Source organism: Cupriavidus sp. H39 (assembly GCF_050271075.1).
GTDB lineage: Bacteria > Pseudomonadota > Gammaproteobacteria > Burkholderiales > Burkholderiaceae > Cupriavidus > Cupriavidus necator_B.
In genome coordinates, this window is sequence record NZ_CP189848.1 from 1,437,085 (window position 1) to 1,462,774 (window position 25,690).

Here is a 25,690-nt window from a genome sequence, read left to right on the forward strand (position 1 = left end):
GCCTTGAGCAGGAAGAACGGGTAGCGGGCAGGGTGGAGCGGGACTATGCGCTGCGTTTGCATGGCTGCGCGGCCGCCGGGGCCACCCCATAGACCGCGTCGCGCAGGTCGGTGACAAAGCGGCCGGACATGCCCTCATACAAGGTGTTGGTGAACGCGACCACGCTCAGTCCCTGGCTGCGGTCCACGAACCAGGCGTGGCCGTACGCGCCGCCCCAGCGCCAGGTCCCGGCGGATTCCGGCGAACCCGCCCGGCGCGGGTCGCGCAGCACCGAGAAGCCCAGCCCGAAACCGGTGCCGGGCGCATCGGGCAGGTCCAGGCCGCCGGTCTGGTCGCGTCCCATGTCGGCAACCAGCGCTGCGGGCAGCAACGCGCCGCCGCCCTGGCGCAGGGTCTCCAGCAGGCGCAGGAAGTCTGGCGCCGTGCCCGCCATGCCGGCTCCGCCGGAAGGGAAGGCCTGGTCGTTGAAGATGCGGGCAAGGCTGTAGCGAATGCCGGCGGTGCCTTCGATCACGGGTACGGTTTCGCCTTCGCGCAAGCGGCGCGGGCGGGGGCCGCCATTCACGTATGGGGTCGGCACGCGGTGCGCAGCGCGCGCCGTGAAGCCGGTGTCGGCCATGCCGAGCGGGCCGGTGACCAGTTGGCGCACGGCGAGGTCCAGCGAGGTGCCATGGATGCGCTCGATCAGCGCGCCCAGCACGTCGGTGGCAAGCGAGTAGCCCCATGCCGTGCCCGGTTCGTACAGCAACGGTACGCTGGCGATGCGCCGCAGGTTCTCGGCCAGGCTGATGGGGGCGTCGTCCATGCCGTCGGAGACGCCGGCGCGGGCATAGGGCCCGTCCGCGCCAGCCTCGAAGAAGCGATAGCCGAAGCCGGCGGTATGGCTGAGCAGTTGCCGCGCCGTGATCCGTGCCGGCCGGCCATCGGCCAGGCGCGGGCGGAACTCGGGCAGCCAGCGCTCGATGTCCTGGTCCAGGTCGAGGCGGCCATGTGCCACCAGCACCAGCGCGGCCACCGAAACGATTGGCTTGCTGACGGAAGCCAGGCGGAAGATGGCGTCGACTGTCATCGGCTGCCCGCTTTCCCGATCGGCCTGGCCTGCGGCCTGCTGGTGCACCAGTTCGCCGTCGCGGCTGGCCAGTACCACCACGCCGACCAGCCGCTGCTGCGCCAGCGCCTGGTGGACCACGGCTTCGATGCGCGCATTGAGGGACGTTGCGGAAGCAGGGGAAAGACCCCGGCACGGGGCGACCGCGGGAAGAGACACGGCAGGTTCCTTGTTCGATGAGTGACCTGCCCACGATAAGGATCCCGCGATTAAAGAAAAAGTGGGCTACAGTTCCTTTTTCTCCGGAACTTTATGTCCGCAATCGGGAGCATCATGGATAGCCTCAGTGGCTTCGCGGTGTTTGTGCAGGTCGCCGAAACCCGCAGTTTTGTCGCGGCCGGACGCATGCTGGGGGTGTCGGCCTCGGCCATCGGCAAGAGCGTGGCGCGGCTGGAACAGAGGCTCGGCGTGCGGCTGTTCCACCGCAGCACGCGCAGCGTCACGCTGACGGCCGAAGGCGCGTTGTTCCTGGCGCGCAGCCGCCGGGTGCTGGCCGAGATCGAAGCGGCGGAGCTGGAGCTGGCCGAAGCCACCGCGGCGCCGCGCGGCCGGCTGCGGGTCAGCCTGCCGCTGGTCAGCTCGCTGGTGTTGCCCGTGCTGGCCGATTTCATGCGCGCGTATCCGGACATCGAGCTCGACCTGGACTTCACGGACCAGCTGGTCGATGTCATCGAGGAGGGTTTCGATGCCGTCGTCCGCACCGGCGAGCCCGCCGATTCGCGCCTCTCGGCGCGCCGGCTCGGCGCGTTCCAGGCGATGCTGGTGGCCTCGCCCGCCTATCTGGCGCAGCGTGGCACGCCCAAGGTGCCGGCCGACCTGGCGGGCCATGCTTGCCTGCATTACCGCTTTCCCCATACCGGCAAGCTCGAGGCATGGCCGCTGCGGCGCGCGCCCGGTGAGCCCGAGCCCGCGTTGCCGATCTCGATGATCTGCAACAACATCGAGACGCGCCTGTGCTTTGCGCTGCGTGGGCTGGGCATTGCCTGCCTGCCGGACTTCGCCATCCGCGAGCAGCTGGCCGCTGGCAGCCTGTGCCAGCTCCTGCCCGATCATGTGGGACCGGCCAAGGCCTTCCATGTGCTGTGGCCGGCGAGCCGGCATCCCTCGCCCAAAGTGCGGGCGCTGGTCGATTTCCTGAGCGCGCGCGTCTTTCCGGCCGAGGGCCCGGGCTAGGCGCGCCCGGCGGCGCGTTCCTCCTCCAGCAGCCGCAATACCCGCCGCTGGATCTTGCCCGTGGTCGTCATCGGCAACTGGTCGATGAATTCGATCGCCTTCGGGTATTCGTACGGCGCCAGCTGGCCGCGCACATGGGCCTGCAGTTCCGCGACCAGCGCCGCGTCGCCGTCGAAGGAGCGCGCCACCGCCGGCGTCAGCACCACGAAGGCCTTGACCACCGCGCCCCGCTCCGGGTCGGGCGACGGCACCACGGCACAGTTGGACACCGCGGGATGCTTGAGCAGGCAGTTTTCGATCTCGCTCGGCCCGATGCGGTAGCCCGACGACTTGAACACATCGTCGGCACGCCCCTGGTACCACAGGTAGCCGTCGGCATCGACGCGCGCCAGGTCGCCGGTGCGGCACCAGCGCAGCCCGTCGCGCTCGGTGTACTTGGCCGCGGTAGCGGCTTCGTTCTTCCAGTAGCCGAGGAAGAACACCGGGTCCGGATGCCCGGCGCTGTCGGTGGCGCACACCGCCACTTCGCCGTCCTCGCCGGGCGGGCAGGGGCGGCCTTCATCGTCGATCACCTGCACGCGGTGGCCGGGGTAGGGACGTCCCATCGAGCCCGGCCGCGCTGGCCAGCCCAGGCGCGCGTCGTCGTTCTGCGCGGTGCAGTTGCCGACGATGTAGTTGATCTCGGTCTGGCCGAACATCTCGTTGACGAGCACGCCCAGCGCATCGCGGCACCAGCCAAACACGGTCTCGCCCACGGCCTCGCCGGCGCTCATCAGCGCGCGCAGGCGGATGTCGTAGCGCCGGCGCGGCTCGGGGCAGGCCTTCATCATCTGCTTTAGCGCGGTCGGGAACAGGAAGGTGTTGGTGACGGCATAGCGCTGCAGCAGTTCGAAGGCGCGCTCGGCGGAGAAGCGGCCCTGGTAGCCGACGATCGGCTTGCCGAAATACAGCGCCGGCATCAGCGCGTCCCAGAGGCCGCCGGTCCAGGCCCAGTCGGCCGGGCTCCAGAACACGTCGTTATCCTGCGGATACCAGTTCTGCGAGCAGACGAAGCCGGTGAGGTTGCCGATCAGCGCGCGGTGCGGGATCAGCGCGCCCTTGGGCGGGCCGGTGGTGCCGCTGGTGTAGATCAGCACCGCGGCCTCGTCGGCCTTAGTCTGCTCGGCGACAAAAGTTGGCAGCTGCGCGGCGAGCAGCACGTCCCAGTCGTGGTCGCCGCGGCCATGGGCATCGCCGGCGGCGATCACGGTGGCCAGCGTCGGGCATTCCGGCCGCGCGGCCAGCAGGTTGTCGATCGACGTCTCGTCGGCGATGGCCACGCCGGCTTCGCTGTGCGCGATGCGGTAGGCCAGCGCCTCCGGCCCGAACAGCATCGACAGCGGCATCGCGATCGCGCCCAGCTGGTAGATCGCCATATGCGCGATCACGGTCTCGATCCGCTGCGGCATCACGATCGCGACACGGTCGCCGCGCGCCACGCCCAGCGCGCGCAGCGCCGCCGACAGCCGGTTGGCCTCGGCCTGGATATAGGCAAAGGTATGCGCGTTGCGGCGGCCGTCCTCGTGCTCGGCATAGACCGCGATGCGGTCCATGGTGGCCGGGTCGCGGGCCCAGCGGCCGCAGCAGGCTTCGGCAATGTTGAATTGCGGCGGGATGTCCCAGCGGAACGATTCGTGCAGGGCGCGGTAGTCGTCGCGCCGGCTTGCCGGCAAGGCAGCTGCGGCCATCAAGGTCTCCGGTAGGTCCGCCTGGTGCATGCTGCCAGCCGCCAGCGACGCTGGCCGCTATAATGCCCGCAAGCGAACGATCGTTCTATTTTGTCGTGGCTTCCCTCGCCAGCCCCCGCGGCGGGGAAGACCCGGCGCAAGGGTGGAGACAATGACAATCAAGGAAACCTCGCGGTCTGAATTTATCACGGTGCGCGGGCTGCGCTACCACGTGCGCCATTGGGGCACGCCCGGCGCGCGCAAGCTGTTCATGCTGCATGGGTGGATGGACGTGGCGGCATCGTTCCAGTTCCTGGTCGACCACCTGCGCGGCGACTGGCACGTGATTGCACCCGACTGGCGCGGCTTTGGCGAGACTGATTGGCCCACGCGCTACCCGGGCACGCAGTCGTACTGGTTTGCCGACTATGTCGCCGACCTGGAGGCCTTGCTCGACCACTACCAGCCTGAGGGCGAGGTCGACCTGGTAGGCCACAGCATGGGCGCCAACGTGATCTGCCTGTATGCCGGCATCCGCCCGCAGCGCGTGCGCCGCGTGGTGGACCTGGAGGGCTTCGGCATGACCGCGACACGGCCGGAGCATGCGCCAAGGCGCTATGCGCGCTGGCTCGACGAGCTGCGCGCGGGCGCCGAACTGAAGACCTATGACAGCCTCGACGGCGTTGCCGCGCGGCTGCAGAAGACCAACCCGCGCTTGCCCGACGACCGCGCCGCATTCCTGGCCGAACACTGGTCGCGCCGCAACGCCCAGGGCCGCTGGGAAATCCTGGGCGACCCCGCGCACAAGCTGGTCAACCCGATGCTGTACCGGCTCGATGAAGTGATGGCAATCTGGGAGCAGGTCACCGCCCCGGTATTGCATGTGGAAGCGCGCGACTCGGAGACGCTGCGCCATATCGCCCACAAGCAGGCCATCGACGAATTCAAGCAGCGCTTTGGTGCGTTCCGCGACTTCCGCGAGGCGGTGGTGGACGATGCCGGCCACATGCTGCACCACGACCAGCCCGCCGCCGTGGCGGAGCTGGTGGAATCGTTCTGCGGCCCGATGTGAGACCGGCGCGCGCCGACGCTCAGGCGTGCGTGAGCTTTTCCTTCAGCGCGGCGTTGTTGCTGGTGTGCACGTGCACCAGCGCCTTTTCCGGGAAGGCGTAGTGGTAGGCCTTGCGTAGCGCCAGCGCGGCCTCGTGGAAGCCTGACAGGATCAGCTTCTGCTTGTTGGGGTAGAACGCGATATCGCCCGCGGCAAAGATGCCGCGGCGCGAGCTTTCGTAGGTGGTGGTGTCGACCAGGATGCGGCCGGCGCGCAGGTCCAGGTCCCATTGCGCAATCGGGCCGGGCTCTGACACCAGGCCGTACAGGGCTACCAGGTCCTCGGCCGGCAGCACGGTGCTGCCGTCGCGGGTACGCACTTCGACTTCGCTGAGCGCGCCGTCCTCGCCATCGGTATGGAGTGCGCCCAGCATGCCCACCACGAAGTCCATTTCGCCCGCGGCCACCGCGCGACGCATCTCCGCCACGCTGCCGTCCGCGGCACGGAAGCCTTCGCGACGATGCAGCAGCGTGACGCGCGCGGCGACCTTGCGCAGCGCCAGCGCCCAGTCCAGTGCCGAGTCGCCGCCGCCGGCGACGATCACGCGCTTGCCCGCGAAATGCGACACGTCACGCACCGCGTAGTGTACGTGGCGGCCTTCCAGCGCCGGGGCCTGCGGCAGCGATACGCGCTGCGGCGCGAACGCGCCCGCGCCGGCGCAGACCAGCACCGCGGCGACCTCGAAGCGCTTGCCGCCGTCGGTCGTCACCAGCAGGCGTTCGTGGCCCGCATGGCCTTCCGGCGCCGGGATTTCCGCTACGCTTTCGGCACGCTGGCCAAAGTGCATCGGAAAGTCGAAGGGGGCGCATTGCTCCAGCAGCCGGTCCACCAGCTCCTGCGCCAGGCATCCCGGCACGGCGGGAATGTCGTAGATCGGCTTCTCGGGATAGAGCTCGGTGCACTGGCCGCCGGCGCGGTCGAGCACATCGATCAGCTCACATTTCAGGCCTAGCACGCCGGCCTGGAAGGCAGCGAACAGGCCGACCGGGCCGGCACCCACGATCAGGACGTCGGTGGCGGTGACGGGGGCGGCAGCAGGGGTAGCGGTGGGCATGGGGCATGGCAGGCACGCCATGTGCCCGCGAATCAACGATGCAAAGCCCGACTATACCCCGCACCCACCGGCTTTCCGCCGACGCCAGCGTTGCCGGCATGGCTTTGCGCGGGCAGCCGGCTGCGCCGGCGCCACGCAGGCCAGGGGCGACGGGAGTAGAATGCCCCCATGCAAAACGCCCACGCCATCAATGCCGACCTGCATTGCCATTCCACCGTTTCCGACGGCACGCTCGCGCCGCGCGCCGTGGCGCAGATCGCCCGCGACGCGGGGGTTGCGTTCTGGGCGCTGACCGACCACGACGAGCTCGGCGGGCAGGCCGAGGCACGCGCCGCCGCCGAAGAATTCGGCATGCGCTATGTGCCGGGCGTCGAGATCTCGGTGACATGGGCGGGGCAGACCGTGCATATCGTCGGCCTGCAGATCGACCCGTTCTGTCCGGAACTGATCGATGGCCTGACCGAGACCCGCTCGGGCCGGGCGCGGCGCGCGCGCGACATCGCGGACGCGCTGGCCAAGGTGGGCATCGCCGGGGCTTATGAAGGCGCCCTGCAGTACGTGGGCAATCCGGACCTGATCTCGCGCACGCATTTCGCGCGCTGGCTGGTCGACCAGGGCTATTGCGCCACCATCGGCGATGTCTTCAGCGAATACCTGTCGGAGGGCCGCCCCGGCTATGTCGGGCACCGCTGGGCCAGCCTGGGCGAAGCGGTGCGCTGGATCCGCGCGGCCGGCGGCATCGCGGTGATGGCGCACCCGGGCCGCTACCACTACACCGACACCCAGCACGACGCGCTGTTCGATGAATTCACGGCGCTGGGCGGCGGCGCGGTCGAGGTGGTGACCGGCAGCCATACGCCCGACCAGTACCGCCGCTACGCCGAGGTGGCGCGGCACTACGGGCTGATGGCTTCGCGCGGCACTGACTTCCACGGCCCCGGCGAGGGCCGGGTTGAGCTCGGCAAGCTGCCGCCGCTGCCGCCCACGGTCACACCGGTCTGGCACGACTGGTAGGCGCGCCCCGCCTGGCCGGGGCCAGACCCCGGATGCCGCTCCGTTCCATCCGACTCCGCTCCCTGGCCCATGTCCCAGTACTTTGAGATCCATCCGCTCAACCCGCAGTCGCGCCTGGTCAAGCAGGCGGCCCAGATCCTGCAGAAAGGCGGGCTGATCGCGCTGCCGACCGACTCCAGCTATGCGCTGGCGTGCCGGCTCGACGACAAGGCCGCGGTCGAGCGCCTGCGCCGGCTGCGCGGCATCGACGACCGCCACCACCTGACGCTGATGTGCCGCGACCTGTCCGAACTCGGCAACTTTGCCCGCGTCGACAACCGGCAGTACCGCTGGCTCAAGGGCGCCACGCCGGGCCCGTACGTGTTCATCCTGGAAGCGACCAAGGAAGTGCCGCGGCGGCTGTCGCATCCGGCGCGCAAGACCATCGGCGTGCGCGTGCCCGAGCATGCCATCCCGCTGGCGTTGCTGGGCGAGACCGGCGAGCCGCTGATCTCGGCGACGCTGCAGCTGCCGGGCGACGAGGAACCGCTCAACGACCCGGCGCAAATCCGCGCGCGGCTGGAAAAGCAGGTCGACCTGGTGGTGGACGGCGGCCCGGCGCCGGCGCAGCCGACCACGGTAATGGACCTGACTGGCGGCGAGCCCGAACTGGTCCGCGCGGGCCGCGGCGACATCGCTCGCTTCGGCCTCTGACACGCAGCGCCGCCGCGCTTTCAGTCGGGTGCATCAGCGTGCGCCCGGGCGCCGGCGGGCCGCTACAATAGCGCTCATGGATTCCTCCCTTATCCAGACCTTCGCGGTCTATGCCCTGCCGGTGCTGTTCGCCATCACGCTGCACGAGGCCTCGCACGGCTACGTGGCCAAGGTGTTCGGCGACAACACCGCCTATGCACTCGGGCGCGTCAGCCTGAACCCGATCCGCCATATCGACCCGATCGGCACCATCGCCGTGCCGCTGCTGCTGTACATCATGACCAGCGGCCAGTTCGTGTTCGGCTACGCCAAGCCGGTGCCGGTGGTGTTCGAGCGCCTGCGCAACCCGCGCTGGCACGGCATGTGGGTGGCGCTGGCCGGCCCCGCCAGCAATGTGGTGCAGGCCTTCGTCTGGGTGCTGCTGGCGATCGGCCTGACCTGGGGCGGCGTGCGCGAGCCGTTTTTCGGCGAGATGGCGCTGGCCGGCGTGCGCGTCAACCTGGTGGTGGCCGCCTTCAACCTGTTCCCGGTGCCGCCGCTCGATGGCGGCCGCGTGCTGACCGCGCTGCTGCCGCAGGGCATTGCGCGCGCGGTATCCCGCGTCGAGCCCTACGGCATTTTCGTGGTGCTGGCGCTGGTCGCCGCGGGGGTGATCACCACGATCTGGATGACGCCGGTGGTCAATGTGCTGATGTCCCTGATCGAGCTGCTGCTGCGCCCGATCGTGCTGTTGCTCAATTGACGGGGCTGCCATGACGCTGTCGCACGCCGGCATTGCCGCCCCCTCCGCGTGGGTCACGCGCTGGGCCCACCTGCTGCGCCCGGGCGCCCGGGTGCTGGACCTGGCCTGCGGCGGCGGCCGCCATGCCGCCTGGCTGGCCGCGCGCGGCCACCAGGTGCTGGCGGTCGACCGGGATGCCGACGCGGTTGCCGGCCTGCCCGCCGGCGTGGCCGGGCGCGTGGCCGACCTGGAACAGGGCGCCTGGCCGCTGGCCGCCGAGGCGCCGTTCGACGCCATCGTCGTCACCAACTACCTGCACCGGCCGCTATGGCCGCACCTGGCGGCCGCGCTGGCGCCGGGCGGTTGCTGGATCTATGAAACCTTCGCCGCCGGCAACGAGACCGTCGGCAAGCCGTCGCGGCCGGATTTCCTGCTGCGCCCGGGCGAGTTGCTCGAGGTGGCGCGCGAACAGGGGCTGCGGGTGGTTGCATATGAAGACGGCGTGGTGGAAGTGCCGAAAACAGCCTTCGTGCAGCGGCTATGTGCGGTGCGGGAGGCGGCGGCGGCTGCCGGGGCGGCTGCGCCGCCACGCTACCGGCTCGATCCCTGAGCGGTGCGCCGCGCTGTCGGCGCGAACGGCGCCGCACGCGTTGAAACAGTTGGTATCAACCCCTGTCCGGGCAGCGGTCGAAGCGGCCGGCGGTTCCGGTACAATCCCGTTATTCGCATCCCGAATTCCCTAACGTTATGACACAGATTACCGGCAGCATCGTCGCCATCGTGACCCCGATGCAGGAGGACGGCAGCCTGGACTTCCCGGCCCTGCGCGCACTGGTCGACTGGCACGTTGCCGAAGGCACCGACGCCATCGTGATCGTAGGCACCACCGGCGAGTCGCCGACGGTGACCGTCGAGGAGCACTGCGAACTGATCCGCGTTGCCGTCGAACAGGCCGGCAAGCGCATTCCGATCATCGCCGGGACCGGCGGCAATTCCACCAAGGAAGCCATTGAGCTCACCGCCTTCGCCAAGAAGGTGGGCGCCGATGCCTCGCTGCAGGTCGTGCCGTACTACAACAAGCCGACCCAGGAAGGCATGTACCGGCATTTCCGCACCATCGCCGAGGCGGTGGACCTGCCGGTGCTGCTGTACAACGTCCCCGGCCGCACGGTCGCGGACATGAACAACGAGACCATCCTGCGCCTGGCGCAGGTGCCGGGCATCGTCGGCGTCAAGGAAGCGACTGGCAACATCGACCGTGCCGCGCAGCTGATCAAGGGCGCGCCGGAAGGCTTCGCCATCTACAGCGGCGACGATCCCACGGCGGTGGCGCTGATCCTGCTGGGCGGTCACGGCAATATCTCGGTGACCGCGAACGTGGCGCCGCGCAAGATGCATGAAATGTGCGCGGCGGCACTGAAGGGCGACGTCGTCACCGCGCGCCGCCTGCACATGGAAATGATCGGGCTGAACCAGGCCATGTTCATCGAAGCCAATCCGATCCCGGTCAAGTGGGCGCTCCAGCAGATGGGCAAGATGGCAGGCGGTATCCGCCTGCCGCTGACCCCGCTGTCCGAGGGCAACCACGACTACGTACGCAAGGCACTGGCCGCCGCCGGCCTGCTGGCCTGATTTTTCGCGGCGTCCTGCTGTCCGCCTTATCTACTAGGATTGCGTGTCAATGAAACTGAAGCTTAACCGCCGCGGCACGACGCAAGTCCGCCGCGCCGCCCTGGTTGTGCCCGTACTCGCCGTCGGTGTGATGACCGGCTGCAGCAGCATCAACGAGGCCATGCAGCCCGACAAGATCGACTACAAGTCGTCGGCCTCGAAGCGCACGCCCACGCTGGACGTGCCGCCCGACCTGACCAAGCTGGAAGGCGACCGCCGTTATTCGGTGCCCGATGCGAACGGCACCTCGACGCTGTCGACCTACAGCCAGGCCACCAAGGTGCGCGAGCAATCGCCGACCGAGAACGTGCTGCCCTCGGCGCAGGGCATCCGCATGGAGCGCGACGGCAACCAGCGCTGGCTGGTGATCAGCAACGGCATGCGCGGCGACCAGCTGTGGCAGCAGCTGCGCGGCTTCTGGCAGGAAAGCGGTTTCCTGCTGGTGCAGGACTCGCCCGAAACCGGCATCATGGAAACCGACTGGGCCGAGAACCGCGCCAAGATCCCGCAGGACATCATCCGCAATACCATCGGCAAGGTGTTCGATGGCCTGTACTCGACCTCGGAGCGCGACAAGTTCCGCACCCGCGTCGAGCGCGCGCAGAACGGCACGCTGGAAGTCTTCATCAGCCACCGCGGTGCGCAGGAACAGCTGACCGGCATCGACAAGTCGAGCACGGTGTGGACCCCGCGTCCGGCCGATCCCGAGCTGGAGGCCGAATTCCTGTCGCGCCTGGCCCAGCGCCTGGGCGTGCAGAAGGAGCAGGCCGACCGCATGGCCAAGAACCCGGCGCCGGCTGGCAACGCCGCCGCCGCTGACGGGGCTGCCGCAGCCGCCGGCACCGCTGCCGACGCCACCGCCACCGCCCCCGCTACGCCGAACAAGTCGTACCTGGCGCAGGTCAACGGCGCCCCCGCGCTGCAGTTGCCCGAGCCGTTCGATCGCGCCTGGCGCTCGGTGGGCCTGTCGCTGGATCGCGTGAACTTTACCGTTGAAGACCGCGATCGCGCGCAAGGGCTGTATTTCGTGCGCTATGTCGACCCACGCAACACCGTCGACAACCGCGGCTTCTTCTCCAAGCTGTTCACCAAGCCGGACGATCCCAAGACCGCCAAGAAGTACCGCGTCTCGCTCAAGGGCACGGGCAGCGGCACGCTGGTGACGGTGCTCAACGACGCCGGCCAGCCCGAGAACGGCGAGGTCGGCAAGCGCATCCTGTCGCTGCTCGACGAGCAACTGCACTGAGCCGGCGCATGATTGCTGGCTTGCCAGCCGGCCGTCCTGGCCGGTGCCTGGCGGGGAGGGCGCGGCCATGATGCGCTTCGCCTTCCTCGGCAGCGGCAGCGAGGGCAACTCGCTGCTGATCGAATCCCGCGAAGACACCACCACTACCCGCGTGCTGCTGGACTGCGGCTTCGGCATCCGCGAGACGGCCCGGCGCCTGGAGCGCCTGGGTGTCTCGCCGGACCAGCTCGACGCGGTGCTGGTCACGCATGAGCACGGCGATCATGTCGGTTCGGCCTATGCGTTTGCCGCGCGCCATCGCCTGGCGGTCTATACCAGCCACGGCACCTGGCTGGCTACCTCGCACCTGCGCGGTGCCGATAAGGCCGACGTGCGGGTTTGCTGTGCCGACCATGGCTTCGCCATTGGCGGCTTGCAGGTGCTGCCCTACACGGTGCCGCACGACGCGCGCGAGCCGGTGCAGTTCGTGCTGTCGGACGGGCACGCGCGACTCGGCGTGCTCACCGATGCGGGCATGGAAACGCCTTATGTGACCGCGCGCCTGGCGGGCGTGGATGCACTGGTGCTGGAATGCAATCATGACCGCGAGATGCTGCGCAATTCCGTCTATCCGGCCTCGCTCAAGCGGCGCATCGGCGGCGACTTTGGCCACCTGGCCAATGAAGTGGCGGCCAGCATCCTGGCGCAGGTGGCCCATGCCGGGCTGAACCGCGTGGTGGCGGCCCATTTGAGCAAGCAGAACAATACGCGTGAACTGGCCACCGGTGCCTTGGCGGCCGCCTTGGGCGCCAGCCCAAGCGAAGTGCTGGTGGCGGACCAGGATGAAGGCCTGGCATGGCAGGCGGTACGCGCCTGAAGGGCTGGCGCAATTGGGCAGGACCACGCAGTGGAGTGGCGCGCCCAAAAAAAAACCGGCCCGAAGGCCGGTTTTTTTATCGGTGAGAAACCGATTACTGCTTGGCGGCCGGAGCCGAAGCGTCAGCAGCCGGGGCCGAGGCTTCAGCAGCCGGGGCCGAGGCTTCAGCAGCCGGTGCAACCGGGGCTTCTGCAGCCGGAGCCGAAGCTTCAGCAGCCGGAGCGGTAGCAGCCGGAGCAGCCGTGTCAGCGGCCGGAGCGGCAGCTTCTTCCTTCTTGCCGCAAGCAGCGAGAGCAACAGCGGCCAGCAGCGATGCGATCAGGAGAGACTTCTTCATTGTTCGTCCTTTAACTTGTAATAACGAAAAACAGGCGATGAATAATTACCGGTAATTATCGCTCTTGAACTGCAAAATTAGGCCCTCCCGGGTGCCGACATATGCAGTGGTCCACAGTACTAGCCAGCCAACGATTATATCCGCGTTTTCCCGGCTTGTGTAGCGCCGAAATTTGCTGATTCGCAATGTTACGCATTATTACAGCGGTGGCCCCAATTGCAGCCATCCCTCCAGGGTCCAGTGGTGGAAGGTTTCCATCAGGTCGGGCAGGTCGGCACAGGTCTCAACCTCCTGGGCACTAAGCTGCCGATTATCGGCCAATTTCTTCAGCCACGGCATCAATTCAGCCGGCGGCTCGTAGGCTTCGCCATTCAGGAAGAAATTGGCCCGGTCGTAAAGCGCAATCGATGCCGGAGCCAGCACCACGCCATGCCGGGACGCCAGTGTCGCATAACGGCGCAACGGCAGGTCAGCAATCTCTGCAAATTCAACGCCAGGTTTGGGTTCGGACAGATGGCTGCCGAGGAATTCCGACACCATCTGGCTGTTCCATTGCAGTGCCTTGAGCCGTTCCGCCACCGCCTTGGCCATGCCGGCGGGCAATTGCGCGGGGCGTGTGACGGCGCGCTCGCCGGCATCGGCATAACGGCCGCCGAGATCTTGGTTGTCTTCCACTGTTTCCGACAACCACGCCAGGAAGTGGCCGGCCAATTCGCGATAGGCAGGCGCGCGGAAACCGATCGAGCAGGTCATGCATTCGCCCTCGGCAATACCGTCGTGCGCATATTGCGGCGGCAGGTACAGCATGTCGCCCGGTTCCAGCACCCATTCCTGCTCGGCGCTGAAGTCGGCGAGAATCTTCAGCGGCATGTCGGGGATCAGATCCAGGCCGGCCTGTGACGAAATGCGCCAGCGGCGCCGGCCCGAGACTTGCAGCAGGAACACGTCGTAGGAATCGAAGTGCGGGCCGACACCGCCGCCGTCGGTGGCGTAACTGATCATCACATCGTCAAGGCGGGCATCGGGGACGAAACGGAAGCGGCCCATCAGTTCCGCCGCGGCGGTATCGTGCAGGTTGACGCCCTGCACCAGCAGGGTCCACTGGCGGGTCTTGACGCCGGGCAGGTTTTCGCGCGCAAATGGACCATGCGCGAGCTTCCAGCGGTTGCGGAAGTGCGTCACCAGGCGCGATTCGACATCGTCGCGGTCGGCGAGATCGAAAAGCGCATCGCGCGACACCGGCGGCACAATTCCCGGCACCGCCTGTCGAATCAGCAAGGGCTTGCGATGCCAGATATCCCGCATGAATGCAGCAGGCGTCATGCCACCAAGCAGGTCGAGCGGAGTGTCTGGATCGACGGGGCCAGGGGGCAGGGCCTGCGCGTATAATGCGGAATCGTTCATGGAGTCAAGAATTGAAAATCGCTAAGAACACGGTGGTGTCCGTGATGTACAAGCTGTCGGACGCGCAAGGCAATCTGATCGAGGAGTCAGATGAAGCCATGGTCTATTTGCACGGCGGCTATGATGGCACGTTCCCCAAGATCGAGGAAGCGCTCGACGGCCATGACACCGGCTTCGAGACCCAACTGCAGCTGGAGCCGGAAGACGCGTTCGGCGACTACGATGCCGACCTGGTGAAGGTGGAGCCGCGCAACCGCTTCCCCGAGCCGCTCGAAGTCGGCATGCAGTTCGAGGGCATGCCCGAGGACGGCGACGAAGAAGACTCCGTCATCTATACCGTGACCGACGTGGCCGAGGACAAGGTCGTGCTGGATGGCAACCATCCGCTGGCCGGCATGGCGCTGCGCTTCTGGCTGAAGGTTTCCGAAGTGCGCGAAGCCACCGCCGAGGAAGTCGAGCATGGTCACGCCCACGGCGCCTCGGGCGTTGAAGTGGTGGACGAAGACGAGGACGACGACACGCCCCGCACACTGCACTGAGCGCTCCCAGTGCCACCCTCAGGAAGCCGGCCGTTGCCGGCTTCTTTGCTTTGGCGCGCGCATCACTGCGGTGCCGGGGCATCCTTCAGTACCACCGCGAACGGCGACGCCGCGGCGGGCGTGATCACCAGCTCGGCCCATTGGGTGATCGTGCTGGCCGGCAGCGACACGCGCGTGAAATTCTGCATCACCTTGCCGGCTGCATCGCGCAACGGCTTGTCGATGCCGAAGCCGCTGTCGGCCCCGCTTCCGGTGGCATGCACCAGCAGCACCTGGCCGCTGAAGCGCGCGCTCAGGTCGCGCAACTGCCGCTTGAATTCCAGGTAGCCATCGCGCGCGTGATGGCGCATAAAACCGTCGAGCAGCGTGGGCCGTCCCTTCTTCTCCCAGCCGTTGGCAAAATGCGGATCGGCGTGGGCGACCACGACGATGCCGTTCAGGTCGCGCTGGCGCGCCACCGAGAACGCCCGTGCCAGCCACTGCCGGTTGGCTTCGCGCCGGTCCTCGAACTCGCTGTTGCGGCCGCCTTCGTCGCGATAGTGGTTGTTATCGCCTGGCACGTTCAGGCCGACGATCAGCACGTCGCCAATGCTCATGCGCATGTTCTCGCGAAAGCTGCGGAACAGCGCCTGGTCCGATTGCCGCACCAGCGGCCACGCCTGCCGTCCGAGCGTGGCATCTTCCGGGAAGAACAGTTCGCGCAGCCGGTTCAGCCGCTCGACCGGGTCGAAGCTGCCGTTGACCGGCAGCCGGCACTCGGACCAGTCGGTTTCGCCCGGCACATAGATCAGCGGCAGCGGCGACTGGTTCAGCAACTGCTGGCGGCTGCCGAGCACGGCGTCGCTGCACGATTCCGTATCGCCCTTGATGCCCCCGGCATGGATCACCAGGTTCAGCTTGCGCTCGGCGAAGTGGTCGAGCAGCGTCGTCATATTGGCCTCCGCCGCGGGCCATTGCGGCAGGTCGGCGATCAGCGCGATACGTATCACCTGGGGCTTGGCCGGTGCCCGCGCCGCCAGCGCGTGCGGCGCGGCAGCCGCCATGGCGGTCAGGCACAGCCACGGCAGCAGCAGGGTTGGCAGGGCACGGCGCAGCGCGTTCATGCCGTATCGACCGCCTCGCCCGCCAGCGCCTTGAGCCGGTACAGCGCCTCCAGCGCCGCGCGCGGCGTCAGGGTGTCCGGATCCAGATCGGCCAGCGCATCGATCACGGCAGCCTGCTCCGGCGCCAGTGCGGCGGGGCCGGCGGCCGCGGCCGTGCCGGCATCGCTATCGTCCCAGGCCTCGTCGTCAGGCGTCGGCGGCGCGGTGAACAGGTCGAGCTGCGGCGTGGGCGTGGCGTCGGCGGATTGCTGCTCCAGCCAGGCCAGGTGCTTGCGCGCGGCGCGGATCACCGGCTGTGGCACGCCGGCCAGTTGCGCCACCTGCAGGCCGTAGCTCTGGCTGGCCGGGCCGTCCTGCACCGCATGCAGGAACACGATGCCGTCGCCATGCTCGACCGCCGACAGGTGCACGTTGGCCGCCTGCGGAAACTCCTGCGGCAACTGGGTCAGTTCAAAGTAATGCGTGGCGAACAGGGTATGGCTGCGGTTGTGCGACAGCAGGTGGCGCGCGATCGCCCACGCCAGCGCCAGGCCGTCGAAGGTCGAGGTGCCGCGCCCGATCTCGTCCATCAGCACCAGCGATGCCGGCGTGGCGTGGTGCAGGATGCCGGCGGCCTCGGTCATTTCGACCATGAAGGTCGAGCGCCCGCCCGCCAGGTCATCGGCGGCGCCGATGCGGGTGAAGATGCGGTCGATCGGCCCGATCACCGCCCGCCGCGCCGGCACATACGCGCCCACGCAGGCCAGCAGCACGATCAGCGCGGTCTGGCGCATGAAGGTCGATTTACCGCCCATGTTGGGGCCGGTGATCAGCAACAGCTTGCGCGCCTCGTTGAGCTGGCAGTCGTTGGCGATGAACGCGACCGACTCGGCCGCGAGCTGGCCTTCGACCACCGGGTGCCGGCCCTGAACGATATCGACCACGTTCTCGGCAACGCGCTCCGGCGCCGACCAGTCCAGCGTCTGCGCGCGCTCGGCCAGTGCCGCCAGCACGTCCAGTCGCGCCAGCGCTCCGGCCACGCACTGCAACTCGCCGATATGCGGCAGCAGCGCCTGCAGCAAGCCATCGTAAAGCTGCTTCTCGCGCGCCAGCGCGCGGTCCTGCGCCGACAGCGCCTTGTCCTCGAACGCCTTCAGCTCGGGCGTGATGTAGCGCTCGGCGTTCTTCAGGGTCTGGCGACGGCGGTAGTCGTCGGGCACCTTGTCGGCCTGGCCGTTGGTGACCTCGATATAGAAGCCGTGCACGCGGTTGAATTCGACGCGCAGGTTGGCAATGCCGGTGCGGGCGCGCTCGCGCGCTTCCAGGTCGATCAGGAACTGGCCGCAGTTCTCCGAGATGTCGCGCAGTTCGTCGAGTTCGGCGTCGAAGCCGCGCGCGATCACGCCGCCGTCGCGCACCACGGTGGCCGGTTCGTCCGCCACGGCGCGCACCAGCAAGTCCAGGCAGTCCTGCGGCACGGCCAGGTCCTGGACGGTTTGCTTCAGCAGCACGCTGCCCTGGTCGTCGCGGATGCAGGCCTGCACGTCCGGCAGCGCGCGCAGCGTGTCGCGCAGCGAAGACAGGTCACGCGGGCGGGCGTTGAGCAGCGCGAGCCGCGAGGTGATGCGTTCGACGTCGGCGAGCCGGCGCAGCGCCGCGCGCAGCGCGTCGGTGCCCTGGTCGATCAGCACGCCGATGGCCTGCTGGCGCGCCTGCGGCAGGGCCGGGTCGCGCAGCGGATGGTGCAGCCAGTGGCGCAGCGCGCGGCTGCCCATGGCGGTACAGCAGGTGTCCAGCAACGAGAACAGCGTCGGCGACTCGCCGCCGCGCAGCGTTTCGGTCAGTTCCAGGTTGCGCCGCGTGGCGGAATCCAGTCCGACGTACTCCGATTCGCGCTCGACCTTCACGCCCTGCACATGGCGCAGCGACTGGCCCTGTGTGGTGGCGGCGTAGTTCAGCAGCGCGCCGGCAGCGCCCAGCGCCGCCCCCAGCCCGGCGCAGCCGAACGGGTCCAGGCTGGCCACGCCAAGCTGCTCGCGCAGCCGGCGGGTGCCGGCGTCCTGGTCGAAATGCCATTCCGGCAGCCGCGTGCGCGCGCACGACAGCGCGGGGAGTTCGATGCCATCTGCATACAGCAGTTCGGCCGGGCGGATGCGCTCCAGCTCGCGGCCCAGCAGCGCGGCTTCGCATTCCATCAGGCGCAGCTCGCCGCTGGCCAGGTTCAGCCACGCCAGGCCGGTCTTGCTGACGCCGCGGCGCGTGGTCTGCTGGTGCACGGCCATCAGGAAGGTATCGGCCTTGTCGGGCAGCAGCGCGGCGTCGGTCAGCGTGCCGGGGGTGACGATGCGCACCACCTTGCGTTCCACCGGCCCCTTGCTGGTGGCGGGGTCGCCGATCTGCTCGCAGATCGCCACCGACTCGCCCAGCTTCACCAGCCGCGCCAGGTACTGGTCAGCCGAATGGAAGGGGATGCCGGCCATGCGGATCGGCACGCCGTTGGAGGCGCCGCGCGCGGTCAGCGTGATGTCGAGCAGGCGCGCGGCCTTCTCGGCATCGTCATGAAAGAGTTCGTAGAAGTCACCCATGCGGTAAAACAGCAGGGTGTCGGGGTGGTCAGCCTTGATGCGCAAATACTGCTGCATCATGGGCGTGTGGCGGCTGCCTGCGGCGTCTGCCTGTGCCTGTTCAGGGTCGGTTTTCTTCTGCAATCCCATTGCCATTTAGCCTGTCTGGCGGTGGGCCTGCGTTGTGCCGCCCGATCCGCGCCGAGCGCACCTTGCGAGCCGCGGAACAGCACCCCCGCGGGGGGCGGGCCGGGCGCTGCTCCGGCGGCCTGGGGCCGCGGCACGAAGGGGCGTTCTCGAGTATGGGCGATATGGTACAGCACGGTGCTGCCGCTGAAGTGCCGCCGAAGTGCAGCCGAAGGGCCGGCGATGTGCCGAAGCCCGCTGCGCCCGCCCGGCTCAGCGGAACACCAGCACCGGGATGTCGCTATGGGTCAGCACTTTCTGCGTTTCGCTGCCCAGCAGCAGCCCGCTGAGTCCGCGGCGACCATGCGAGGCCATGAAGATGACATCGCAGCCCAGGTCCCGGGCCGCATGGATGATGCCCTGGTACGGCGCCGAAGCCGTGGAAACGTGGCCGGTGCATGGCACCCCGGCCAGCGCTGCCGCCGACTCGACCCTGGCGAGTTCGCGGCGCGCGTTGGCTTCCGCGCGTTGCTGGTAGCTCTCGCGCTTTTCATGCGAACTGTCGCTGGACAGCACGTACGGATAGTTCTCCACGCACATGTATGGCGTGAGCCGTGCCGCCGCGGTGCGGGCGAACTGGATGGCGGCCGAGACGGCCCGGTGCGACAGCTCCGAGCCGTCGACGGGAAGCAGGATGTGCTTGAACATAGGATGCGGTTGCGGTTGAGATGGTGGTAGGCGAAGCGCGCGTGAACGCGACGAAGGTGGCGGCCGCCCCATGCCGCCGCGCGGCGCTCAGTTGGCCAGCGCGCGCCCGACGATCAGCGGATCCGGTTGGCCGATGGCGGTGGTGTCCCGGTTGGCATAGGCAAAGCGCGACAGGATGTAGCGCAGCGCATTGAGCCGCGCGCGCTTCTTGCAATCCGAGCGGATCACCGTCCATGGCGCATCGGCGGTATCGGTATGCGCGAACATCGCTTCCTTGGCGCGGGTGTAGTCGTCCCATTTGTCGAGCGAGGCCACGTCGACCGGGCTGAGCTTCCATTGCTTGAGCGGATGGACCTCGCGCTCGCGGAAGCGCCGGCGCTGCTCCTTCTGGCTGACCGAGAACCAGAACTTGAACAGGTGGATGCCGCTGCGCACCAGGTGCCGCTCGAAATCCGGCGCCTGTTGCAGGAAGTCCTGGTATTCACGCGTCGAGCAGAAGCCCATCACATGCTCCACGCCGGCACGGTTGTACCAGGAGCGGTCGAACAGAACGATCTCCCCCGCGGACGGCAGGTGCCGCACGTAGCGCTGGAAGTACCACTGCCCGCGTTCGGCTTCGGTGGGCTTTTCCAGTGCCACCACGCGGGCGCCGCGCGGGTTCATGTGTTCCATGAAGCGTTTGATGGTGCCGCCCTTGCCAGCGGCGTCGCGCCCCTCGAACAGGATCACCACGCGCACGCCGGTCTCGCGCACCCATGCCTGGAACTTGAGCAGTTCCACCTGCAGGCGGTACTTCTGCTTTTCATAGTTGCGCCGCGACATCAGGTTCTGGTACGGGTATGCGCCTTCGCGCCAGCCGGCGGACAGCGCATCGTCCGGGTGGCGCTGGCGGCCGGCCTGCCAGGCGGCCGGTTCGCCCTCCAGGATCAGGCTGCGCAGTTGCGCGGCCTCGTCCGGCGCCAGGCCGTCGAGCAGGGTGCGGATGGCGCCAAGCATGCCGGTGCCGTCGCCGGCCCGGCTGGCCAGGATGTCCTGCATGCCGCTTGCCGCCAGTTGCACCGCGGCTTCGACGGCGCTGTCGACTTCATTGCGCTGGGCCGACAGCGCCGAACGGGTGGGCAGCACATCGCCCCTGGCGGTGGCGCGGGGCCGTGCTGCGGTGGGAATACGCGCCGGCGGCGTGTCGCGATCGGTCATCTGCACGCCTCCGTCAGGCGGGGGTGCGGCGCAGGATCTGGTAGAGCTGGTCCTTGAGCAGCAGCTTTTCCTTTTTCAGCCGCTCGATCTCGAAGGTGGAAGCCGGCACCAGACCGGCTTCCATATTGTGGATTTCCTGGTCGAGCGAATTGTGGCGGTGGAACAGCCGCGCAAAGCGGGCGTCCTGCGTCTTCAGGGCGGTGATCTGGTCGCGGTACTCGGGAAACATGCTGGCTCTCCTGTTGCTGGATCCGCGCGCACATGGCGTGGCGCACGGATTCATTCTGGTGAGCGCAGGGCGGCGCGGCCTTGACCAGGATCATGGCTCGCCGGGGAATAAGACGAGGCCGCAATGCGGGACGCACTGGCGTGCGGCCCCGGAGAAAAACAAACGCCCGCCGGGGGCGGGCGTGCTTGCGTGGCCGGTCAGGCCATTTGCCAGAGTCAGGCGGCGCCGGGCTTGGCGTTGTCCAGCGAGTACGGCGACAGCAGGCGCACCATCTGGGCGAACGCCTTCGGATTGCCGGCCAGCACTTCGCCTTGTTCCATCTGGCGCGGCTCGCCGGCGTAGTTGCCCACCAGGCCGCCCGATTCGGTGATCAGCAGCATGCCGGCGGCCATGTCCCACGGCTGCAGGCCGCGCTCGAAGAAGCCGTCGAGGCGGCCGCAGGCCACGTAGGCCAGGTCCAGCGCCGCGGCGCCCGGGCGGCGCAGGCCGGCGCAGCTGCGCGTCATCAGCGAGAAGATCTCGAGGTACTCTTCCACGCCCTCCAGGTCGCGGAACGGGAAGCCCGTGCCGATCAGGCAGTCGGCCAGCTTGTCGCGGCGGGTGACGCGGATGCGCCGGTTGTTCAGGAAGGCGCCGGCGCCCTTGGTGGCGGTGAACAGCTCGTCGCGGGTCGGGTCGTAGACCACCGCCTGCACGGGCGTGCCGCGGTGCAGCTGGGCGATCGAGACCGCGTATTGCGGGAAGCCGTGGATGAAGTTGGTGGTACCGTCGAGCGGGTCGATGACCCAGGTGTATTCGTGGCCGGCTTCGTCCTCGGCCCAGGACTGGCCGGACTCTTCCGCTAGAATGCCGTGTTCCGGGTAGGCCGTGCGCAGGATCTCGATGATCGCGGCTTCGGCGGCGCGGTCCACCTCGGTGACGAAATCGTTGTGTTGCTTGCGCGAGACGCGCACCAGATCGACGTCGAGCGACGCGCGGTTGATGATGGATCCCGCCTTGCGGGCCGCCTTGATGGCGATATTGAGCATCGGATGCATGAATCTCTCCAGGCCGGCCACGACCGCGCGGCGGGGCGCCAAAGCGCCGCACGCCCGCTCATGGGCAGCTGACAACACAACGGATTGTAGAAGAACGTGGGGCGTCGCCGGGGCTGAGTGGTTCTGCGGCAAAACGTCCTGCAATTGTGCCGTGAACGTCTCGCGGCCATGAACAAACCTGGCGCCGCGCCAAAGAAGAACCCCGAATTGTATATGAACCCGGCCATGGATACGAGCCAGCCCGCCATCCCTTCCACCAACGGCGATGTCTTCGACCGCGTGCGCTTCGTGCTGGTGGAAACCAGCCATCCCGGCAACGTGGGCTCGGTGGCACGGGCCATTAAGACCATGGGCTTCGGCAGCCTGGTGCTGGTGTCCCCGCGCGAGCCGGAGGTGCTGCGGCATCCCGACGCCGTGGCCATGGCCAGCGGCGCCGACGACGTGCTGGCCGCGGCCGTGATCGTCGACCAGGTTGACGCAGCCCTGGCAGGGGCCGCGCTGACCGTGGCCATGACCGCGCGCCAGCGCGAGTTCGGCCCGCCGCGGCTGCTGCCACGCGCCGCTGCCGCACGGGCGCGCCAGACGCTCTCGGGCAGCAGCGGCGTCGCCTTCGTGTTCGGCAACGAGCGCTATGGCCTGCCTAACGAGGTGGTCGAGCGCTGCAACGCCGTGACCCATATCCCCGCCAATCCCGCCTACGCCTCGCTGAATCTGGCGCAGGCCGTGCAGTTGATCGCCTATGAGATGCGCCTGGCGCTGCTCGAGGCGGCCCCGGACGCGGGCGCCAATATCGGCTATGCTGGCGAGCCGGCCACGGCCGAACAGGTCGAGGCCATGTTCGGGCACCTGCAGAGCGGGCTGGAGGCGATCGGTTTTCTCGATCCGTCCAATCCGCGCAAGCTGATGACCCGGCTGCGCCGGCTGCTGGCACGCAGCGGCCTGGAGCGCGAGGAAGTGAACATCCTGCGCGGCATCGCCAAGCACATGCTGGTTGCCGCGCGGAACCAGCCTGGTCCGCCAGCGGACCGGTGACAGGAGCAAAGGACTGTGGCAGCAACCCGTACTGATGCGATGTGGGACCAGGCTGGCGCATGCCGATGCGGCGCGGCCGGGGGCCCTGTCGCCGCGGGTTGGCGCATGCCTGGTCGATGTTGATCGCGGCATCGAAGCAATGTCCCTGGCGGATCAGGGGCCAAACGCCGGCGCCGCAAGGCGGGCCGGTAAATCCCTTACACTCCTGATCCTGTCTTCACCGGCCCCCGACCTCGCCGGCGACCCTGCCCCGGGCCCTGGCCCGCGTGGCGCGGCGCACGGCGCGGCACCACGACACGACCAAGATGTTCTCTCGCCTGAAGGAAGATATCGACACGATCATGCTGCGCGATCCCGCCGCGCGCAGCCGCCTGGAAGTCCTGACCTGTTATCCGGGCTTGCATGCGGTGCTGTTGCACCGGCTGGCGCACGCGTGCTGGCGCGCGGGCTGGCACTGGCTGGGCCGCTGGATTTCGCACTGGTCGCGCTTTTTCACCGGCATCGAGATCCATCCGGCGGCAACGCTGGGCCGGCGCGTGTTCATCGACCACGGCATGGGCGTGGTGATCGGCGAGACCGCGCAGATCGGCGACGACTGCACCATCTACCAGGGCGTGACGCTGGGCGGCACGTCGCTGTACAAGGGCCAGAAGCGGCATCCGACCCTGGGCGCCGGCGTGGTGGTCAGCGCGGGCGCCAAGGTGCTGGGCGGATTCGAGGTGGGCGACGGCGCGCGCGTGGGCTCCAACGCGGTGGTGCTCAAGCCGGTGCCGCCGGGCGCGACCGCCGTCGGCATTCCGGCCCGCGTCATCCTGCCGGACGCGCCGTCGGTGCAGCAGGGCGCCAGGCAGGAGTTCTCCGCCTACGGCATTACGCCGAACGCGGACGACCCGGTATCGCTGGCGCTCAAGGGCCTGATCGACAATGCCGCGCTCCAGCATGACCGCATCGAGGCGGTGCTGGCCGCGCTCGACCGGCTTGGCGAACACCTGGAGAACACGCCGAACGACCCGTTCGATGCGAGCGAGCTGCGCAAGCTGATGAAGTAACGAAGCAACGTAACGGCGGTAACGGCGTGCGCGAACGGGCTGGCGCTGATCAGTCCGTCTGCGGCAGCAGCCGGAACCCGTCCTCATCCAGCTGCAGCACCGCGGCGCGCGGATGCGCGCCATCCAGGTCCCAGTCGGTCAGCACCCAGCGCACCCCCGCGGCGTCTTCATGGCGGGCGGGACGATGGGTATGACCATGGACCAGCAGCGACGCGTCAGCGGCGCCGAGCAACTCCGCCGCGGCCGCGGGGGCCACATCACCATAGACCATCGGTACTGCAGCGCCCGTGCTGCGTTGCCTGGCACGGTTGCCTTCGCTGTCCGCGCGCAGCTTGCGGGCTACCGCCAGGCGTGCCCGCAGCGGCAGCGCCAGGAACACGCGCTGCACCCAGCGCTTGCGGGTCCAGCGCCGAAACCGGTTGTAGCGTTCGTCGTCGATGCACAGCATGTCGCCGTGGCTCAGCACGACGCGCTGGCCGGCGCAATCGATGACGGTGGGGTCGGGCAGCAGCGTGGCGCCGGCGGCGCCGGCAAAGCGCCGGCCCAGCAGGAAGTCGCGGTTGCCGTGCATCAGGTACACCGCCACGCCGCGCGCGGCCAGTGCGCGCAGGGCGAGCGCCACGCGTTGCGCGAACGGCGCATCGGTTTCTTCGTCGCCGACCCAGAATTCAAAGAAGTCGCCCAGGATGAACAGCGTGCGCGCGTGCGCGGCGGCGCGCTCGAGGGTGCGCTCGAAGGCCGCCAGCGTGCGCGGCATGCCGGGCGTGAGATGCAGGTCTGAAATGAACCACGCCGGCGCCTGTACCTCGAGGGGACCGGCCACCGGCGTGTGGGAGATTGCGGTCATGCGTGGTGTCGGGAGAAAAAGGCCGGCACGCGGGCGCGCACGGCACCGCAATCGGCGGGCATCGGCTTACTCGACGATGACGGCCTTCTCGATCACCACGTCTTCCAGCGGCACGTCCTGGTGGAAGCCCGAGCTGCCGGTGCGCACGCCCTTGATCTGCTCGACCACGTCGGTGCCGTCGACTACCTTGCCGAACACGGCATAGCCGAAGCCCTGAGGGGTGGGCGACGAGAAGTTGAGGAAGTCGTTGTCGACCACGTTGATGAAGAACTGCGCGGTGGCCGAGTGCGGCGCATTGGTGCGCGCCATCGCTACGGTGTAGCGGTCGTTCTTCAGGCCGTTGCCGGCTTCGTTTTCGATCGGGGCATCGGTGTCCTTCTGCTTCATGCCGGGCTCGAAGCCGCCGCCCTGGATCATGAAGTTCTTGATCACACGGTGGAAGATGGTGTTGTCGTAATGGCCCTTGCGGACATACGACAGGAAGTTCTCCACCGATTTCGGGGCCTTTTCGGCGTCGAGTTCCAGGGTGATCACACCCTTGTTGGTCTGGAGCTGTACCTTGGACATGGCGGTTTCCTCTGTTCGGTAATTATTTGACGACGGTGGCCGACTCGATCACGATCGGCGCGGCCGGCACATTGCGCATGGGCCCGTAGGCGGTGGTCGGCACGGTCTTGATCTTGTCGATCGTGTCCATGCCTTCCACCACCTTGCCGAAGACGGCATAGCCATTGCCGTCCGGCTGCGGATAGTCGAGATTCGGATTATCCACCACATTGACGAAGAACTGCGCGGTGGCCGAATCCGGGTTGCTGGTGCGCGCCATGGCGACCGTGCCGGCCTTGTTCTTCAGGCCGTTGCGGGCTTCCAGCGGGATCGGCGCGCGCGTCGGCTTTTCCTTCATGTCGCGGTCAAAGCCGCCGCCCTGCACCATGAAGCCGTTGATCACGCGGTGGAAGATGGTGCCACTGTAGAAGCCGCTCTTCACATATTCCAGGAAGTTCGCGACGGTCTTGGGCGCGGCGTCGGGATAGAGCTCGACCGTGAACTTGCCGGCGCTGGTGACGAACTGGACGCGCTCGGCGGCCTTCTGCTGGGCCAGCGCGCTGAACGAGGTCAACGCCAGGGCGCCGGCGGTCAGGCCGGCCAGGAGGATGCGACGGGAACGGATCATGAATGGAACTCC

26 protein-coding genes are annotated in these 25,690 nt (G+C 68.2%); 12 read left to right on the forward strand and 14 right to left on the reverse strand.

Annotated features, from left to right (window positions below; translation table 11 throughout):
- Positions 1-43: 43 nt before the first annotated feature.
- Positions 44-1,267, reverse strand: a complete 1,224-nt coding sequence (locus ACOCMH_RS22120; RefSeq protein WP_427313014.1) for a serine hydrolase domain-containing protein — start codon at positions 1,265-1,267, stop codon at positions 44-46.
- 114 nt (positions 1,268-1,381) lie between these two features.
- On the opposite strand from ACOCMH_RS22120, the gene ACOCMH_RS22125 reads away from it, so the two are divergent.
- Positions 1,382-2,281: a LysR family transcriptional regulator gene (locus tag ACOCMH_RS22125; protein WP_427313015.1), complete on the forward strand. Its 900-nt coding sequence runs from the start codon at positions 1,382-1,384 to the stop codon at positions 2,279-2,281.
- Here ACOCMH_RS22125 and ACOCMH_RS22130 read toward each other — a convergent pair.
- Entirely contained in the window at positions 2,278-4,008 is a 1,731-nt protein-coding gene (locus ACOCMH_RS22130; protein ID WP_427313016.1) for an acyl-CoA synthetase, read from the reverse strand. The genes ACOCMH_RS22125 and ACOCMH_RS22130 overlap by 4 nt on opposite strands.
- A gap of 151 nt (positions 4,009-4,159) precedes the next feature.
- Here ACOCMH_RS22130 and ACOCMH_RS22135 point away from each other — a divergent pair, with 151 nt between their 5' ends.
- A complete protein-coding gene (locus tag ACOCMH_RS22135) occupies positions 4,160-5,059 on the forward strand; it encodes an alpha/beta fold hydrolase (protein WP_427313017.1) in 900 nt (299 codons plus the stop codon).
- A 19-nt stretch (positions 5,060-5,078) separates the two neighbouring features.
- Here the strand turns inward: ACOCMH_RS22135 and ACOCMH_RS22140 are convergent, their stop codons facing one another.
- The gene (locus tag ACOCMH_RS22140; protein ID WP_427313018.1) at positions 5,079-6,152 is read right to left on the reverse strand and encodes an NAD(P)/FAD-dependent oxidoreductase; all 1,074 of its coding nucleotides are present in this window, start codon (positions 6,150-6,152) and stop codon (positions 5,079-5,081) included.
- Positions 6,153-6,320: 168 nt separating this feature from the next.
- Between ACOCMH_RS22140 and ACOCMH_RS22145 the strand changes: the two genes are divergently transcribed.
- The 7 genes from ACOCMH_RS22145 to ACOCMH_RS22175 all read left to right on the forward strand — a co-directional run bounded on the left by ACOCMH_RS22145 (position 6,321) and on the right by ACOCMH_RS22175 (position 12,353).
- A complete protein-coding gene (locus tag ACOCMH_RS22145; protein WP_427313019.1) occupies positions 6,321-7,166 on the forward strand; it encodes a 3',5'-nucleoside bisphosphate phosphatase in 846 nt (281 codons plus the stop codon).
- 69 nt (positions 7,167-7,235) lie between these two features.
- Positions 7,236-7,859: an L-threonylcarbamoyladenylate synthase gene (locus ACOCMH_RS22150; RefSeq protein WP_427313020.1), complete on the forward strand. Its 624-nt coding sequence runs from the start codon at positions 7,236-7,238 to the stop codon at positions 7,857-7,859.
- Positions 7,860-7,935: 76 nt separating this feature from the next.
- Entirely contained in the window at positions 7,936-8,601 is a 666-nt protein-coding gene (locus ACOCMH_RS22155) for a site-2 protease family protein (RefSeq protein ID WP_427313021.1), read from the forward strand.
- A 10-nt stretch (positions 8,602-8,611) separates the two neighbouring features.
- Positions 8,612-9,190: a class I SAM-dependent methyltransferase gene (locus tag ACOCMH_RS22160; protein WP_427313022.1), complete on the forward strand. Its 579-nt coding sequence runs from the start codon at positions 8,612-8,614 to the stop codon at positions 9,188-9,190.
- 137 nt (positions 9,191-9,327) lie between these two features.
- Complete coding sequence (gene dapA, locus ACOCMH_RS22165) at positions 9,328-10,212, forward strand: 4-hydroxy-tetrahydrodipicolinate synthase (RefSeq protein ID WP_171517313.1); 885 nt, start codon at positions 9,328-9,330, stop codon at positions 10,210-10,212.
- Between the two features lie 49 nt (positions 10,213-10,261).
- Positions 10,262-11,497: an outer membrane protein assembly factor BamC gene (bamC, locus tag ACOCMH_RS22170; protein WP_427313023.1), complete on the forward strand. Its 1,236-nt coding sequence runs from the start codon at positions 10,262-10,264 to the stop codon at positions 11,495-11,497.
- Positions 11,498-11,564: 67 nt separating this feature from the next.
- Entirely contained in the window at positions 11,565-12,353 is a 789-nt protein-coding gene (locus ACOCMH_RS22175) for an MBL fold metallo-hydrolase (protein WP_427313024.1), read from the forward strand.
- Positions 12,354-12,447: 94 nt separating this feature from the next.
- Here the strand turns inward: ACOCMH_RS22175 and ACOCMH_RS22180 are convergent, their stop codons facing one another.
- Complete coding sequence (locus ACOCMH_RS22180; protein WP_427313025.1) at positions 12,448-12,690, reverse strand: hypothetical protein; 243 nt, start codon at positions 12,688-12,690, stop codon at positions 12,448-12,450.
- A 198-nt stretch (positions 12,691-12,888) separates the two neighbouring features.
- Positions 12,889-14,094 carry a JmjC domain-containing protein gene (locus ACOCMH_RS22185; protein ID WP_427313026.1) on the reverse strand — a complete coding sequence of 402 codons (1,206 nt, stop codon included), beginning with the start codon at positions 14,092-14,094 and terminating at the stop codon, positions 12,889-12,891.
- Between the two features lie 11 nt (positions 14,095-14,105).
- Here ACOCMH_RS22185 and ACOCMH_RS22190 point away from each other — a divergent pair, with 11 nt between their 5' ends.
- On the forward strand, positions 14,106-14,633 hold the full coding sequence (locus ACOCMH_RS22190) for an FKBP-type peptidyl-prolyl cis-trans isomerase (protein ID WP_025582242.1): 528 nt from the start codon (positions 14,106-14,108) through the stop codon (positions 14,631-14,633).
- A gap of 62 nt (positions 14,634-14,695) precedes the next feature.
- Here the strand turns inward: ACOCMH_RS22190 and ACOCMH_RS22195 are convergent, their stop codons facing one another.
- The 6 genes from ACOCMH_RS22195 to ACOCMH_RS22220 form a co-directional block, all read right to left on the reverse strand.
- Positions 14,696-15,736 carry a hypothetical protein gene (locus tag ACOCMH_RS22195; protein WP_427313027.1) on the reverse strand — a complete coding sequence of 347 codons (1,041 nt, stop codon included), beginning with the start codon at positions 15,734-15,736 and terminating at the stop codon, positions 14,696-14,698.
- A complete protein-coding gene (gene mutS / locus ACOCMH_RS22200; protein ID WP_427313341.1) occupies positions 15,733-18,429 on the reverse strand; it encodes a DNA mismatch repair protein MutS in 2,697 nt (898 codons plus the stop codon). The genes ACOCMH_RS22195 and mutS overlap by 4 nt, the downstream gene beginning before the upstream one ends.
- A 249-nt stretch (positions 18,430-18,678) precedes the next feature.
- Entirely contained in the window at positions 18,679-19,113 is a 435-nt protein-coding gene (locus ACOCMH_RS22205) for a universal stress protein (RefSeq protein ID WP_427313028.1), read from the reverse strand.
- An 87-nt stretch (positions 19,114-19,200) separates the two neighbouring features.
- The gene (gene ppk2, locus ACOCMH_RS22210; protein WP_427313029.1) at positions 19,201-20,310 is read right to left on the reverse strand and encodes a polyphosphate kinase 2; all 1,110 of its coding nucleotides are present in this window, start codon (positions 20,308-20,310) and stop codon (positions 19,201-19,203) included.
- Positions 20,311-20,323: 13 nt separating this feature from the next.
- On the reverse strand, positions 20,324-20,539 hold the full coding sequence (locus ACOCMH_RS22215) for a YdcH family protein (protein ID WP_171517305.1): 216 nt from the start codon (positions 20,537-20,539) through the stop codon (positions 20,324-20,326).
- Positions 20,540-20,754: 215 nt separating this feature from the next.
- A complete protein-coding gene (locus tag ACOCMH_RS22220) occupies positions 20,755-21,576 on the reverse strand; it encodes an inositol monophosphatase family protein (protein ID WP_427313030.1) in 822 nt (273 codons plus the stop codon).
- A 213-nt stretch (positions 21,577-21,789) separates the two neighbouring features.
- Between ACOCMH_RS22220 and ACOCMH_RS22225 the strand changes: the two genes are divergently transcribed.
- Positions 21,790-22,608 carry an RNA methyltransferase gene (locus tag ACOCMH_RS22225; protein ID WP_427313342.1) on the forward strand — a complete coding sequence of 273 codons (819 nt, stop codon included), beginning with the start codon at positions 21,790-21,792 and terminating at the stop codon, positions 22,606-22,608.
- 305 nt (positions 22,609-22,913) lie between these two features.
- The gene (gene cysE, locus ACOCMH_RS22230) at positions 22,914-23,657 is read left to right on the forward strand and encodes a serine O-acetyltransferase (RefSeq protein WP_427313031.1); all 744 of its coding nucleotides are present in this window, start codon (positions 22,914-22,916) and stop codon (positions 23,655-23,657) included.
- Between the two features lie 49 nt (positions 23,658-23,706).
- Here the strand turns inward: cysE and ACOCMH_RS22235 are convergent, their stop codons facing one another.
- From ACOCMH_RS22235 to ACOCMH_RS22245, 3 genes are all read right to left on the reverse strand, one after another.
- The gene (locus ACOCMH_RS22235) at positions 23,707-24,504 is read right to left on the reverse strand and encodes a UDP-2,3-diacylglucosamine diphosphatase (protein WP_427313032.1); all 798 of its coding nucleotides are present in this window, start codon (positions 24,502-24,504) and stop codon (positions 23,707-23,709) included.
- A 66-nt stretch (positions 24,505-24,570) separates the two neighbouring features.
- Positions 24,571-25,071 carry a peptidylprolyl isomerase gene (locus ACOCMH_RS22240; RefSeq protein WP_427313033.1) on the reverse strand — a complete coding sequence of 167 codons (501 nt, stop codon included), beginning with the start codon at positions 25,069-25,071 and terminating at the stop codon, positions 24,571-24,573.
- Between the two features lie 22 nt (positions 25,072-25,093).
- On the reverse strand, positions 25,094-25,678 hold the full coding sequence (locus tag ACOCMH_RS22245) for a peptidylprolyl isomerase (RefSeq protein WP_171517299.1): 585 nt from the start codon (positions 25,676-25,678) through the stop codon (positions 25,094-25,096).
- Positions 25,679-25,690 lie beyond the last annotated feature (12 nt).